At 66.8% G+C, this 13,540-nt stretch carries 14 protein-coding genes; 1 reads left to right on the forward strand and 13 read right to left on the reverse strand.

Translation table 11 applies throughout. The features are described from left to right. The first annotated feature begins 85 nt into the window (after positions 1–85). Complete coding sequence (locus PUN51_RS05390; RefSeq protein WP_224026152.1) at positions 86–1,363, forward strand: PrsW family intramembrane metalloprotease; 1,278 nt, start codon at positions 86–88, stop codon at positions 1,361–1,363. Positions 1,364–1,433: 70 nt separating this feature from the next. On the opposite strand, the gene nusB is transcribed toward PUN51_RS05390, so the two are convergent. The 13 genes from nusB to rpsD all read right to left on the reverse strand — a co-directional run bounded on the left by nusB (position 1,434) and on the right by rpsD (position 13,390). Continuing rightward, positions 1,434–1,844 carry a transcription antitermination factor NusB gene (nusB, locus tag PUN51_RS05395; protein WP_141160348.1) on the reverse strand — a complete coding sequence of 137 codons (411 nt, stop codon included), beginning with the start codon at positions 1,842–1,844 and terminating at the stop codon, positions 1,434–1,436. Next, on the reverse strand, positions 1,844–2,407 hold the full coding sequence (gene efp / locus PUN51_RS05400; protein WP_141160347.1) for an elongation factor P: 564 nt from the start codon (positions 2,405–2,407) through the stop codon (positions 1,844–1,846). The genes nusB and efp overlap by 1 nt, the downstream gene beginning before the upstream one ends. Before the next feature lie 172 nt (positions 2,408–2,579). Further along, the gene (locus tag PUN51_RS05405) at positions 2,580–3,098 is read right to left on the reverse strand and encodes a tetratricopeptide repeat protein (protein WP_159631913.1); all 519 of its coding nucleotides are present in this window, start codon (positions 3,096–3,098) and stop codon (positions 2,580–2,582) included. Further along, positions 3,098–4,189: a 3-dehydroquinate synthase gene (gene aroB, locus PUN51_RS05410; protein ID WP_275180181.1), complete on the reverse strand. Its 1,092-nt coding sequence runs from the start codon at positions 4,187–4,189 to the stop codon at positions 3,098–3,100. The genes PUN51_RS05405 and aroB overlap by 1 nt, the downstream gene beginning before the upstream one ends. Beyond that, a complete protein-coding gene (locus PUN51_RS05415) occupies positions 4,186–4,755 on the reverse strand; it encodes a shikimate kinase (protein ID WP_159631911.1) in 570 nt (189 codons plus the stop codon). Before PUN51_RS05415 ends, aroB begins: the two co-directional genes overlap by 4 nt. Then, positions 4,755–5,954, reverse strand: coding sequence for a chorismate synthase (gene aroC / locus PUN51_RS05420; protein WP_224027151.1), 1,200 nt, complete (start codon positions 5,952–5,954; stop codon positions 4,755–4,757). The genes PUN51_RS05415 and aroC overlap by 1 nt, the downstream gene beginning before the upstream one ends. A 23-nt stretch (positions 5,955–5,977) precedes the next feature. After that, complete coding sequence (locus PUN51_RS05425) at positions 5,978–6,838, reverse strand: shikimate dehydrogenase (protein ID WP_275180182.1); 861 nt, start codon at positions 6,836–6,838, stop codon at positions 5,978–5,980. Then, positions 6,835–8,586 (reverse strand): endolytic transglycosylase MltG, encoded by a 1,752-nt coding sequence (mltG, locus tag PUN51_RS05430; protein WP_275180183.1) that lies wholly within the window; start codon positions 8,584–8,586, stop codon positions 6,835–6,837. The genes PUN51_RS05425 and mltG overlap by 4 nt, the downstream gene beginning before the upstream one ends. After that, the gene (gene ruvX / locus PUN51_RS05435) at positions 8,583–9,182 is read right to left on the reverse strand and encodes a Holliday junction resolvase RuvX (protein ID WP_159631908.1); all 600 of its coding nucleotides are present in this window, start codon (positions 9,180–9,182) and stop codon (positions 8,583–8,585) included. Before ruvX ends, mltG begins: the two co-directional genes overlap by 4 nt. 7 nt (positions 9,183–9,189) lie before the next feature. Further along, positions 9,190–11,868: an alanine--tRNA ligase gene (gene alaS, locus PUN51_RS05440; RefSeq protein ID WP_159631907.1), complete on the reverse strand. Its 2,679-nt coding sequence runs from the start codon at positions 11,866–11,868 to the stop codon at positions 9,190–9,192. Between the two features lie 127 nt (positions 11,869–11,995). After that, positions 11,996–12,226, reverse strand: coding sequence for a DUF6167 family protein (locus PUN51_RS05445; RefSeq protein ID WP_224026156.1), 231 nt, complete (start codon positions 12,224–12,226; stop codon positions 11,996–11,998). A 17-nt stretch (positions 12,227–12,243) separates the two neighbouring features. Next, positions 12,244–12,618: a DUF948 domain-containing protein gene (locus PUN51_RS05450; RefSeq protein WP_141160339.1), complete on the reverse strand. Its 375-nt coding sequence runs from the start codon at positions 12,616–12,618 to the stop codon at positions 12,244–12,246. A gap of 145 nt (positions 12,619–12,763) precedes the next feature. Beyond that, the gene (rpsD, locus tag PUN51_RS05455; protein WP_009357431.1) at positions 12,764–13,390 is read right to left on the reverse strand and encodes a 30S ribosomal protein S4; all 627 of its coding nucleotides are present in this window, start codon (positions 13,388–13,390) and stop codon (positions 12,764–12,766) included. Positions 13,391–13,540 lie beyond the last annotated feature (150 nt).

Raw genomic sequence — 13,540 nt, forward strand, 5'->3', positions numbered from 1 at the left:
CGGACAACGCGGCGCTGATCACATTCCAGCGGCCCTGGAGGCCGGGTCCTTTGTGGTGCGGCAGCACCCGCTTAGGCTTTCGGGTATGCCGACGTACCCGCAGCAGCCTCCTTCCGGCCTCCCCGACGACCACTACCGCGGCGGCTACCGTCCGCTGCCCCAGCAGGCCAACCCCAGCTGGATGGGCCATGTGCAGCCGGAACACTACCGGGCTGCCCCGGGCCACCAGGGCCAGCCGCTGGCCGTGATGGTGCCGGCCCAGGCCCAGGGGACGGTGCTGCATGCGACGCGGGCCCGTGGCGGGCTGGTGGGGTTGTCGGTTGCCGGCGGCGTGCTCGCTTTCCTGAGCCTGTTCCTGGTGGTGCCGTTCCTTTTGTCCAACACGGGCGCCGCCGGATTCCTGATCGGTTTCCTGGCGTCCCTGGTTCCGCTGGCTGTGGTCCTAACGGCGGTTCACATCATCGACAGGTGGGAGCCGGAGCCGAAACGCCTGCTGTTCTTCGCCTTTACGTGGGGCGCGGCGGTGTCCGTGGCGGTCACCCTGCTGATCCAGCCGTTTTTCGTCATCGCATTCCAGTTCACCGACCAGCCTGACCTGCAGACCTATATGGCAACGGTGCAGGCGCCCATCGTGGAGGAATTCGCCAAGTCCCTTGGCCTGCTGATCCTCCTGCTCGCGGCGCGGCGGCATTTCGACGGCCCCGTGGACGGCGTGGTGTTTGCCTTCACCATCGCCGGCGGGTTCGCGTTCACCGAGAACATCCTCTATTTCGGCCGGGCCATCGCGGAGTCGGCGTCACCGGCCAGTGACTTTGCGCAGGTCTTCTTCCTCCGCGGAGTCATGTCCCCGTTCGCGCATGCCATCTTCACCGGCACCACCGGACTTGTCATGGGCTTCGCCGCACGGCGCTGGCACACCGGCGCGTCCATTGGCGCCTTCTTCGTGGGCCTGCTGCCGGCCATGTTCCTGCACAACAGGTGGAACAGCATGGGCCAGGGCTTCCTGCTGGACTACATCGTGGTCCAGGTGCCGATCTTCGTCCTGGCCGTGGGCGGCATCATCTTCCTGCGGGTGGCCGAAAAGAGGCTGACGCGCCAGCGGCTGATGGAGTACTCGGCGGCGGGCTGGTTCACCCCGGCCGAGGTCCAGTTGCTGGCCACGTTGGGCGGCCGGCGGACTGCCCTGGCCTGGGCTGCGAACTCCGGCCGGAAGCCGCAGATGAAGCAGTTCATGAAAGCCGCCACCCAGCTTGCCAATACCCGGCAGCGCATCCTCAGCGGGCGGGACGTGCCGCTCCACCAGGCCGAGGAGCGGCAGCAGCTGCAGCGGATCCTCGCCCTGCGCGCGGCCGTGGCCGGCTGAACCTGCACCCGTGGGAACGCGAAAGGGCCCCGCCTGTGGCGGGGCCCTTTCGCGTTGTCCTGCGGGGAGGCTAGGCGAGCAGCGAAGGCTTCAGCTGCTGCAGCCGGCCCAAAAGGCCATTGATGAACTGCGGAGACTCGTCCGTTGACAGTGTCTTGGCCAGCGCAACAGCCTCGCTGACCGCCACGCCATCGGGGACGTCGTCGTTGTACAGGAGCTCCCAGGTGCCGATGCGCAGGATGATGCGGTCCACGGACGGCATGCGCTCCAGGGTCCAGCCCTGCGAGTACGTCTCCAGGAACTCATCGATGGCGGCCTGCTGGGACACTACCCCTTCGACAATTTCCAAGGTGTAGGGGTTGACCACCTGGTCGGTCTTTTCCCGGCGTGCGCGAAGCACGTCGAACGCCGAAACAGAGCGCTGCTCCGCTTCGAAAAGAACATCCAGTGCCCTGCTGCGGGCTTTACCGCGGGCGCTCACTACTCAGAAACCCGGCCCAGGTAGCTGCCGTCGCGGGTGTCCACCTTGACCTTGGTGTTGTTCTCGATGAACAGCGGGACCTGGATTTCGTAACCGGTCTCCAGGGTGGCGGGCTTGGTGCCTGCGGAGGAGCGGTCGCCCTGCAGGCCCGGCTCCGTGTAGGTGATTTCCAGGACAACGCTCGGCGGCAGTTCGATGTAGAGGGGGTTGCCGTCGTGGATGGCGATGTTGACCATCTGGTTCTCGAGCATGAAGTTGGTGGCGTCACCAACGGTGGCGCCGGACACGGTGATCTGGTCGTAGTCCGAGGTGTCCATGAAGACGAAGTCTGCGCCGTCCTGGTACAGGTACTGGTAATCGCGGCGGTCAACGGTTGCCGTTTCGATCTTGAGCCCGGCGTTGAACGTCTTGTCGACAACCTTGCCGGACATCACGTTGCGCATCTTGGTCCGGACAAAGGCGCCGCCCTTGCCGGGCTTGACGTGCTGGAATTCGATGACGTTCCAGAGCTGGCCCTCGAGCTTCAGGACCGTTCCGTTCTTAATGTCGTTAGTGGTTGCCACTGGTTTCCTCTGGTTTCTTTGTCTGGCCGCGTGGTCAGATGCTGTATGCCGGGCGGGCACGCCACAACGGCCCGCCTGCACGTGTTTGTCAAAAATCGCGTGGATGCAAAAATTCCACAACCATTCTACCGGTAAATCCCGGGCAGCCTTTCCGCGGCCACCGGGCCCCGGATCAGCAGGCCAGGTCCAGGACGTCCCGGGCGCGCTGCAGGGCCACCGTGGAGGAGTAGATCTGGGCGGCATCGGCGGACTGCGCCACCCGCAGGTCAAGTGCCTTGGAGAAGGATTCAACGGCCGCGGACGTGTGCCCGGCCGCATACTGCGTCCGTCCCAGGTATTGCAGGGCCAGCGCTTCACGGGAGGTGCCATGCACCTCCGCCACAAGCTGGCGGAACAGTTCGATGGCACGGTCCATCCGGTGGGAGACGCTCAGCACCTCGGCCTCGAAAACGCGCAGCCGGAACGACTCCGGGTCCTTGAAGCGGGCTTCGGCCAGCAGTTCGGCGGCGTCGGACGCGTGGCCCTCAACCAGCAGCACGAAAATCGGGTCTGCGGGATCGGTGGAGGCGGCCAGGGCGTCGCGGACAGCGTCCTCGTTCACGATCTGCGGCCGCAGGGTGTCCGGGTTGATCCGGATACCCGGGAACCCTGCCTCGGGCCAGTCTCCGGTGCCGCTCATGTCGCCCTTCATCAGGAAGCAATTTCCTGGTAGGCCGCAAACAGCAGCGACGTGTCCGGGACGTCGAGGATTCCCGGCTTGGCGATGCCGTCCAGGACAACGAAGCGCAGCAGGTCCCCACGGGACTTCTTGTCGCGGCGCATCCCGTCCAGCAGGCCCTGCCACCGGTCCCGCCGGTAGGTGACCGGAAGCCCAAGCCCGTCCAGGATGCTCCGGTGCCGGTCGGCGTCGGTATCGCTGAGCCGCCCCACGCTGCGGGCAAGTTCCGCCGCGAACATCATGCCCACGGAGACCGCGGCCCCGTGCCGCCAGGAGTAGCGTTCCACCAGTTCGATGGCGTGGCCCAGGGTGTGGCCGTAGTTCAGGATTTCCCGCAGCCCGGACTCTTTGAGGTCCTCGGAGACCACCTTGGCTTTGACGGCGATAGCCCGCTCGATCAGCTCGCGGAGCGCGTCGGAGCGGGGGTCCACCACTGCGGCGGGGTCCTTTTCCACCAGGTCAAGGATGGCGGGATCGGCGATGAAACCGCACTTGATGACCTCGGCCAGGCCTGAAATGATCTCGTTCTTCGGCAGGGTGTCCAGGGTGTCCAGGTCCGCCAGGACGGCGGCGGGCGGGTGGAAGGAGCCTACGAGGTTCTTTCCTTCGGCGGTGTTGATGCCGGTCTTGCCGCCCACGGAGGCGTCCACCATGCCCAGCAGGCTGGTGGGCATGTGGATGACCTTGACTCCGCGCAGCCAGGTGGCGGCGACGAAGCCTGCGAGGTCGGTCACTGCTCCCCCGCCCACGGCGACAATGGCATCCGAACGGGTGAAATCGTTCTGGCCAAGGACCTGCCAGCAGAAGGCGGCCACCTGGATGTGCTTGCCTTCTTCAGCGTCCGGGATTTCGGCGGTGAGGGACGTGAAGCCGGCGGCTGCGAGTTCGTCGCGGACGGTGTCACCGGTGAGGCGCAGGGCGCGGGGGTGGATCACCAGGACCCGGCGGACCCGCTCTCCGAGCAGCCCGGGAAGGTCACCAAGCAGGCCGCGCCCGACGACGACGCCGTAGTTGTTGCCGGCACCTTCGCCGGTGACGTTGATGACTGTTGATTGCGTGTTCACTTTTCAACTTCCTGTTTGGCAGCTGCGTGGTTCCGCAGTGCTGCTTCCAGCCGGCCGCCAAGCTCGGGTACCGAGCCGTGGCGGACGTCCAGGGTGATGTCGGCCAGCCTCTCGTAGACCGGCCTGCGGGTGGCGAACATTGCTGTCCAGCGGCCCATGGCGTCGCCGGCGAGGAGCGGGCGGCCGGAGTTCCGGGCGATCCTGTCCGCCACGGTATCGGCGTCGCACTCCAGGTAGACAACCGTGCAGCGGCTGATCAGCTGCTGCGTGCCCGAGTCGAGCACCGCACCGCCGCCCAGCGAAATGACGGTCAGGGTCCCTTCGGCTTCCTCCACGGCGTCAGCGACGGTGCGGGCTTCGATCTCCCGGAACGCGTGCTCGCCGCGGCCCGCGAAGATATCGGCGATGGAGCCGTGGCCGGCGACGATGACCGCGTCGGTGTCAATGAACCGGGCCCCCAGCTGCTGGGCAAGCTGCTGGCCGATGGCCGATTTGCCCACCGCCATGGGACCGATGAGCACTATCGGCCGGCCGCCGAGGGGTGCGGGACTGCTGCGGTGGAGCACTACTGGCCGATCGAGTCCAGGGATGCCGGGATGTTGTCCAGGTAACCCTTGATGTTGCGCGCGGTTTCCGCCACTGAGTCACCGCCGAACTTTTCGATGACGGCCTCGGCGAGGACCAGGGCCACCATTGCCTCGGCCACCACTCCGGCGGCCGGTACTGCACAAACGTCCGAACGCTGGTGGTGTGCCTTGGCCGGTTCGCCGGTGCTGACGTCGATGGTCCGCAGGGCGCGCGGAACCGTGGCGATGGGCTTCATGGCTGCGCGGACGCGGAGGACATCACCGATGCTCATGCCGCCTTCGATGCCGCCGGCACGGTTGCTGGCGCGGACAATCCGGCCGTCACCGTCGCGGACGATTTCGTCGTGGGCGGCGGAGCCGCGGCGGGCAGCGGTCAGGAAGCCGTCACCGACCTCCACGCCCTTGATGGCCTGGATGCCCATGAGTGCCGCGGCCAGCCTGGCGTCGAGCCGGCGGTCCCAGTGCACGTAGCTGCCCAGTCCGGGCGGGAGTCCGTATGCCAGGACCTCCACTACGCCGCCCAGGGTTTCGCCTTCCTTGTGCGCAGCGTCCACCTCGGCCACCATGGCGTCGGAGGTTTCGCGGTCGAAGCAGCGCAAGGGGTCTGTGTCCAGGGCAATAACGTCGCCGGGCACGGGCAGCGGGCGGCCTTCGGGCACCGTCACGCTGGCAATGGACACGGTGTGGCTGACAAGTTCGATGCCGAGGTGCTTGAGGAACTGCGCGGCCACCGTGCCCAGCGCCACGCGGGTGGCGGTTTCGCGGGCGCTTGCACGCTCCAGCACGGGACGGGCCTCATCGAAGCCGTATTTCTGCATGCCCGTGAAATCGGCATGGCCCGGGCGGGGGCGTGTCAGGGGTGCGTTGCGTGCCTGGTCGGCGAGGAGTTCGGGGTCCACGGGGTCGGCGGACATGATCTGCTCCCACTTGGGCCATTCGGTGTTCGCCACCTGGATGGCGACGGGACCGCCCTGGGTCAGGCCGTGGCGGACGCCGCCAAGGATAGTGACCACGTCCTGTTCGAACTTCATCCGGGCGCCGCGTCCGTAGCCAAGCCGGCGGCGGGCCAGGGAGTCTGCGATGTGTCCGCCGGTGATTTCAACACCGGCGGGGACGCCTTCAATAATTCCCATCAGAGCCGGGCCATGGGATTCACCGGCAGTCAACCAACGCATAATTTCCATCCTGCCACGTAGGGCGGTCACAACGCCCGTCGGGCAAGGCCGACTGCGTCACACATCACATCTATGACAGGTGCGTTAACGTCTTCCCCGCGGCGGGTGAAGAGCCGCACCTGTTCCACGGCCTGGTACAGCAGCATCTCCAGGCCTGGCACTACGGCGCCCCCGCCGGCCTGCCACACCGAGGCGATGAGGCTGGGCCACGGATCGTAGGCAACGTCCAGCAGGACGCCGGGCGTCCTGGTCTTCAGCGCCGCAATGTCGGCGGCGAGTCCATCTGCGGCGCGGGGCGGCAGGGTGGAAATGACGACGTCGGCATCCGCCGTGGGGCGGGCCGCACCCACCATCGGGCGCACCTCAAGGGCCACGCCCAGGCTGTCCGCGGCGGAGCGGACGTCTGCTGTCCGCGACGCATCACGGACAAAGACCTGCACGCTGCCGGTGCCCAGTTCCTTCAGGGCCGCGACCGCGGATGCCGCTGTTCCGCCGCCGCCGAGGATGACGGCGGACGGTGCTGCCCGGGTACCGGCGTGGCGCAGGGCGTTGACGATGCCGGTCACGTCCGTATTGGAGCCCACAGTCTTCACTCCACCGGCGGATTCCTCGAAGGTGACAGTGTTCACCACTCCGAGGGTGCGTGCCACGCCCCGCACTTCGTCCACCTCGCTGAGCATGGCCGTCTTCAGCGGCATGGTCACCGAGAGCCCGCGCCAGCCCGGCTGGTTCCGGATCTGGCGCATGAAGGACGGCAGCAAGGCCTCCGTGACGTCGATGGCCGTGTAGCTGATGCCCGCACCCAGCCGCTCATAGGCGGACAGGTGCAGCGCCGGGGACTTCGAGTGGCTGATCGGGTGGCCCAGGACGGCAGCCCGCAGGCTCATGTGCAGCGGCCCGCGTTGGCCTGGCACCACGCGTTGTACTGCTCGACGTAGGCGTTGTGTTCGGCCAGTGTCTTGGCGAACTTCGTCTCCTTGGTGTCCAGGTTGATGGTCACCCAGTACAGGTAGTCATTCGCCTTCGGCCGGGCGGCCGCATCAATGGCGGTCTTGCCGGGTGAGCCGATGGGTCCTGGCGGCAATCCGGGATTCGCGTAGGTGTTGTACGGGTTGGACTTGTCCTGCCGCTGCTCATCCGTGAAGTTGAAGCTTCGGGTGCCAAGGCCGTACGTGACGGCAGAGTCAACCTGCAGGAAACCGCCGGTCTGGTCGTTGGGCTTGAGGCGGTTGTAGATGGCACCGGCCACGTCGCCGTAGTCGGCCTGCCCGCCCTCCGCCTGGACGATGCTGGCCACAATGACGGCCTCGTACTGCTTGGCGGGGTCCGTGATGCCCTGCGATACCAGTTCGTCGGTGGTGGCCTTGACCAGTGCCTGCAGGATGTCCTTGGCTTGCGTGCCCAGCGGGAAGCGGTACTCGCCGGGGGCCAGGTAGCCTTCAAGGTTTTTCGCGTTGGCAGGCAGGCCGAACTGGGCAGGCTGGTTGCTGAGCGCCTGCAGGGTCTGCATGGACACTCCGGAGCCCTCCGAAATTGCCTGCAGGGACTCGTTGACCCGCAGGCCCGCGCTCAGGGCGAAGTAGATGACTTTGGTCTTGTCCTTGCCCAGCAGCACATTGACGGCGTCCGCGTTCTTCATCTCGGTCTTGAAGGTGTAGTCCCCCGGTGACAGGGTCCCGCCGGAGGCGTGGAACGCCTGCATAAATGTATCCGCGTTGGCGACCACGCGCTGGTTTTCCAGCTCGGTGGCGACAGAGCGCGTCCCTTCACCGCTGGCGACGGTCACCTGGACCTCACCCGATCCTGGGCCGGGGAAATCCGAGGGCTTGCCGCTGCCCAGGAGGGGTTTGAGGAACTGGGCGCCCACGGCGACCGCCGTTACAAAGACAGCGAGGGTCAGGAACAGCGCCAGCAGCCTGCGGCGGCGCCGGACCTTTTTGGACGGCCGCACTACCTGGGCGGCCGATGAGCCTGGCAGCAGTTCGTGGCCTGCGTCCTGGTGCGGGACGTCCGCGTGGGGGTCCTCGTGGTATCCGGCGGAGTGGTACGCATGGTCATCGTGCACGCCTTCCTGGTGGCCGTGCACGACGGCCTCGTGGTGCAGGTCCGCCTCGTGCGCGTCGAAGTGGTGCTCGTGCGCGTCGAAGTGGTGGTTGTCCAGTGGGTGCGAAACGTCGTCGCGGTGCGCGGGGTCATCGAAGTCCGCCCCGGCATGGTGGACGTCGTCCGGATGGTACCCGACGGCGTCCGGGGTGGCGTGGTGCGCAGCGTCCTCGTGCCCGGGGACGGCGTCGTGGTGCTGGAGAGGGGCCGGCACACCGGGGCCGGCATCGTTGCCGAAGGAACCGGGCGCAGGCTGGTCTTCCTGGATGGACGGCGGTGTCTCCGGAACAGCCGGAACGTCTCCGGCGGCGGGGAGCGGAGCGAAGGTGGATTCGGCCGCGGGAGACGCGGCCGCGGGAGGAGCTGCGGGCGGCGGCGGGACGTCACCGGTTTCGTAGGCCTGCTCGGGTACGGCGTCGTGGCCTCCGGTGTTGAGGCTCTTCTCCCGGGCCCGCAGTTCCTTGCGGGTCAGCGGCCTCGCGGCCCCGGGGTCCAGCGGACCGGAGGTGTCGTCAATGTTGGCAGGGCTCACTGTTGCCTTCCATTATGTGAAGATTGGGCCGTGTCTGCGGGCATGGCGCGGACGGGCTGGTCCGCCCCACCGGCCCCCAGGTCCACGGACGGGGATGGCGCTGTCACGCGTGAGCCGACATCCGCTCCCCTGGCTTTCTGCATGTCGATGGCGTGCTGGAGAATCCCCGCCGCCGCGACCTGATCAACTACTTTACGGTGGTCCCTGCTGCTCATGCCAGCTTCGTGCAGGTTGCGGTGGGCCGAGACACTGCTGAGGCGTTCGTCCACCAGGTTGACCGGGACTGCCAGGCCGCGGGCGGCGAGCTCGGCCGCCAGGAGCAGGGCGTAGTCCGTGGCCATCCTCGCCGAGGAGTGTTCCTCGCCCTTCATGGTCCGCGGCAGGCCAACGATGACCTGCACGGCTCCCAACTCCTCCGCCAGTTTGGCGATGACGCGTACGTCGGAGTTTTTCCTGGCATTCCGGTCGAGGGTTTTGTAGGGCGTGGCCAGGATGGAGTCCCGGTCGCAGATGGCCACCCCTACGCGGACGGTGCCGACGTCCACCCCCAGTTTCACGCCCTGGGGGTAGCCGCCGGCAGCAACAGCATCGGTCATGGCTGGGTTATCGCCCCGCGATGGCGTCGACGACGGCGGTCAGGGCAGCGCCGACCTTACCGGCATCGGTACCGCCACCCTGGGCAACATCGTCCTTGCCGCCGCCTCCGCCGCCGAGCACGCCGGCAGCGACGCGCACCAGGGCGCCGGCCTTGACGCCGGCCTCCCTGGCCGCTTCGTTGGTGGCGACCAGGATCAGCGGGCGGTCGTTGGCGACGCCTGCCACGGCAACCGCGGCAGCCGTGGAGCCGAGGCGGTTGCGCAGGTCAAGGGCCAGGCCGCGGAGGTCGTCGGCACCGCTGACGGTTCCTGCATCGTGGGCCACCACCCGGACGCCGGCGGCATCCTTGGCGGTGTCAACCAGCTGCGCGGCAACAGCGGTCAGTTGTTCCTTGCGGAGCCGGTCCAGTTCCTTCTCGGTAGCCTTCAGCTTGGCCAGTGTGGCGGAGATCCTGTCGGCGAGCTGGCCGGAGGGCACCTTCAGCAAGTCCGTGAGCTCGGTGACCAGGGCGCGCTCCGCCGCGAGGTGGCGGAACGCTTCCATGCCCACAAACGCTTCCACGCGCCGGTTGCCTGAACCCACGGACTGTTCGCCCAGGAGGGACAGGCTGCCGATCAGCGAGGTGTTGGCGACGTGGGTGCCGCCGCACAGTTCGCGGGACCAGGCGCCGTCGATTTCCACGACGCGCACTTCGCTGCCGTAGTTCTCGCCGAAGAGGGCCATGGCGCCCATGGCCTTGGCTTCGGCCAGGCCCATGATCTTCGTTTCCACGGAGTAGTTGTTGCGGATCGCGAGGTTGGAAACCTCTTCGATCTCGGACCGTGTGGCTGTGCTCAGGCCCTCGCCCCAGGCAAAGTCGAAGCGCAGGTAGCCGGCCTTGTTGAAGGAACCGCGCTGGGTGGCTTCCGGGCCAAGGATCTGGTGCAGGGCGGCGTGTACGATGTGCGTGCCGGTGTGGGCCTGCTCGGCGGCATGGCGGCGTTCACGGTCGACGGCGGCGCGCACCAGCGAGTCGGCGCCGATTTCGCCCTCGCGGACAATCGCCTTGTGCACGCTCAGGCCCTTGATGGGGCGCTGGACGTCGAGGACCTCGACGACGAAGCCGTCGCCGGTGATCAGGCCCGTGTCCGCGGCCTGGCCGCCGGCCTCGGCGTAGAACGGCGTTTCCGCAAGGACCAGTTCAATCTCGTCTCCGGTGGCTGCCTGCTGGACCTGGCGGCCGGCGCTGAGCAGGCCGCGGACGCGCGACTCGCCTTCGAGCTCGGTGTAGCCGGTGAAGACGGTCTCGCCCTGGCCCAGGAGTTCCTGGAAGACGCTGACGTCCGCGTGGCCGCCCTTCTTGCCCTTGGCATCGGCCTGGGCGCGCTGGCGCTGTTCCTGCATCAGGCTGCGGAAGGCCGCCTCATCCACTTTCAACCCGGCCTCTTCGGCCATTTCGAGGGTGAGGTCGATGGGGAAGCCGTAGGTGTCGTGCAGCGCGAAGGCGTCCTCGCCGGACAGCGGCTTGTTGGCTGCCTTGGATTCCTTGACGGCGTCCTCGAGCCGGGCCGTGCCGGAGGCGATGGTGCGCAGGAAGGCCTTCTCCTCGGCGTAAGCGATGCGGCTGATCCGGTCAAAGTCGGTGGCCACCACGGGGTACACGCCCTTCATGGCGTCGCGTGAGGCGGGCAGCAGGTCAGGCAGGCAGGCCTGTTCGACGCCGAGCAGGCGCATGGAGCGGACGGCCCGGCGGATCAGGCGGCGCAGGACGTAGCCGCGGCCCTCGTTGGAGGGGGTCACGCCGTCGGAGATCAGCATCAGGGCCGACCGGACGTGGTCCGCCACGACGCGCATGCGGACGTCGTCCGTGTGGTGGGGATCGTCCTCGGACTCGGCGGAGGTGTACTCCTTGCCGGAGAGTTCCGCGGCTTTGTCGATCACCGGACGGACCTGGTCGGTCTCGTACATGTTCTCGACGCCCTGCAGGATCATCGCGAGGCGTTCCATGCCCAGGCCGGTATCGATGTTCTTCTTGGGCAGCTCACCGACAATGTCGAAGTCGACCTTGGAGCGGACGTTTTCGATCTGGTACTGCATGAACACGAGGTTCCAGATCTCGATGTAGCGGGTCTCGTCAGCCAGCGGTCCGCCTTCGATGCCGTAGGCCGGTCCGCGGTCATAGTAGATCTCGGAGCAGGGACCGGCCGGCCCGGGCTGGCCCGTCGACCAGTAGTTGTCCGACTTGCCCATGCGCTGGATGCGCTCAGCGGGCACGCCGGTGTTCTTCAGCCACAGTTCCTCGGCTTCGTCATCCTCCTCGTAGACCGTCACCCACAGTTTCTCGGGCGGAAGTCCGTAGCCGCCGTCGTCAACGCTCTTGGTGAGCAGCTCCCAGGCGAACTTGATGGCGTCTTCCTTGAAGTAGTCGCCGAAGGAGAAGTTGCCGCACATCTGGAAGAACGTGCCGTGGCGGGCCGTCTTGCCCACTTCCTCGATGTCGCCGGTGCGGATGCACTTCTGGACGCTGGTGGCGCGGGAGTAGGGCGCTTCCTCGCGGGCGGTGAGGTAGGGAATGAACGGGACCATGCCGGCCACCGTGAACAGCAGCGAGGGGTCGCTGGAGACCAGCGATGCGGAGGGAACCGCGGTGTGGCCCTTGCTGACAAAAAAGTCCACCCAGCGCTTTGTGATCTCCTGCGACTTCATGAGCTGTTTTCTTACCCTTCTTGTCCGCGCCGAGGGTGGCACGGGTATTTCGTTCAAGTGGCGGGTCCTCCCTCAACGGGGACCTGCCGGTTGTTGGCTGGCTGCCTGCGTGAAGCCCCTGAGGGCCTTAGCGGCGAACCACTTCAGCGGACTCGATGCCCAGGGCGGTCCTCAGGTCGGTTTCCCGTTCATGCATCCCTGCGCGGACGGCGTCGGCGAAGTCGTAAACTCCGTCGGCCAGCCGTCCCACGGTGCGGTTGAGGCCCTCCGGCCCGAGGCTGGACTGGGCCTGGCTCACTTTTCGGAAGGCAATGACGCCAATGGCCACGCCGATTCCCATCCAGACAATTCTTTTCATGTTTGTTCTTTTCGGATCTAGCGGCTGCGGCGCCCGGCGGCGGGCTTCCGGCGGTTGGCGAAGGCGCTGCGGACGCCGTAGCTGAAGGCGGCAACCTTGATGAGCGGGGAACCAACCGTTGCGGCCACCAGCGAGGACAGCGCTGAGATGTTGGCGGACGCATCCGAGACGTTCGACGAGATGCCGTCAACCTTCTTCAGCTGCTGGTTGGTGGTGGAAACGGTGGCCGTGACCTCGTCCATCAGGGGGGTGGCGCCGTCGCTAAGGGACCTGATGGTGGTCCGCACCTCATCGAAGACTTTTCCCAGCTTCAGGATGGGCACCGCCAGCAGCAGGACCAGGAGCGCGAACACCCCGGCAGCGATCAGGCCGGCAATATCGCCACCAGACATAGACGTTCATCTCCTCGAAATTCCGTGGGTGGGTCCCATCCTGCAGGCGCCCGGAGGGGGCGCCGCGCAGATGTCCCCCAAGTACCTTACATACAAAGAAGCCCGCGGCGCTTGCCACGGGCTTCTTTGGGTACGCTGCTGGGATTTAGCGTGCGTAGAATTCGACGACGAGCTGCTCTTCGCAGGTCACCGGGATTTCGGAACGCTTGGGGCGGCGCACCAGGCGGGCCTGGAGGGCTTCCAGCTTGACGTCCAGGTAGGCCGGAACGGCAGGCAGGACGTCGCGGTGGGCACCGGCGGCGGCAACCTGGAGCGGAACCATGGTTTCGCTGCGGCTGTGGACGTGGACCAGCTGGCCCTCGCCGACGCGGAACGACGGGCGGTCAACGCGGACGCCGTCAACCATGATGTGGCGGTGCACAACCAGCTGGCGGGCCTGGGCGATGGTGCGGGCAAAGCCGGCACGCAGGACCAGGGCGTCAAGGCGCATTTCGAGCAGTTCGATGAGGTTCTCACCGGTCAGGCCCTTGGTGCGGCGGGCTTCTTCGAAGGCACGGGTCATCTGTGCTTCGCGGATGCCGTACTGGGCGCGCAGGCGCTGCTTTTCGCGCAGACGTACGGCGTAGTCGGAGTCCTGCTTCTTGCGGGCACGGCCATGCTCACCGGGGCCGTACGGGCGGCGCTCCATGTACTTGGCGGCCTTGGGGGTCAGAGCAATGCCGAGGGACCGCGAGAGGCGGGCCTGACGGCGAGCACGAGTGTTGTTAGCCACTTGTGTCCTTCCAATATCTGCGGTGTGTCAGTGTTACTGGCCTCCACGATGGAGAGCATCGGCCAACCGCTGCCTTTTGCTACTGGGCGCAGGGCATAACCTTGCCAACCTGAATTGGGGAGATTGTGCGTCCGCGCCTTGCCAGACAAA

It is taken from the genome of Arthrobacter sp. NQ4 (assembly GCF_029077345.1).
Taxonomy (GTDB): Bacteria; Actinomycetota; Actinomycetes; order Actinomycetales; family Micrococcaceae; genus Arthrobacter.

What these genes read in the sequence shown, in the direction of transcription:
- PUN51_RS05450 (WP_141160339.1), bottom strand. Translation starts at nt 12,618, where the DNA reads ATGTCTGGTGGCGATATTGCCGGCCTGATCGCTGCCGGGGTGTTCGCG.
- ruvX (WP_159631908.1), bottom strand. Translation starts at nt 9,182, where the DNA reads ATGACCGATGCTGTTGCTGCCGGCGGCTACCCCCAGGGCGTGAAACTG.
- PUN51_RS05390 (WP_224026152.1), top strand. Translation starts at nt 86, where the DNA reads ATGCCGACGTACCCGCAGCAGCCTCCTTCCGGCCTCCCCGACGACCAC.
- alaS (WP_159631907.1), bottom strand. Translation starts at nt 11,868, where the DNA reads ATGAAGTCGCAGGAGATCACAAAGCGCTGGGTGGACTTTTTTGTCAGC.
- PUN51_RS05425 (WP_275180182.1), bottom strand. Translation starts at nt 6,838, where the DNA reads ATGAGCCTGCGGGCTGCCGTCCTGGGCCACCCGATCAGCCACTCGAAG.
- PUN51_RS05445 (WP_224026156.1), bottom strand. Translation starts at nt 12,226, where the DNA reads ATGAAAAGAATTGTCTGGATGGGAATCGGCGTGGCCATTGGCGTCATT.
- PUN51_RS05405 (WP_159631913.1), bottom strand. Translation starts at nt 3,098, where the DNA reads ATGAAGGGCGACATGAGCGGCACCGGAGACTGGCCCGAGGCAGGGTTC.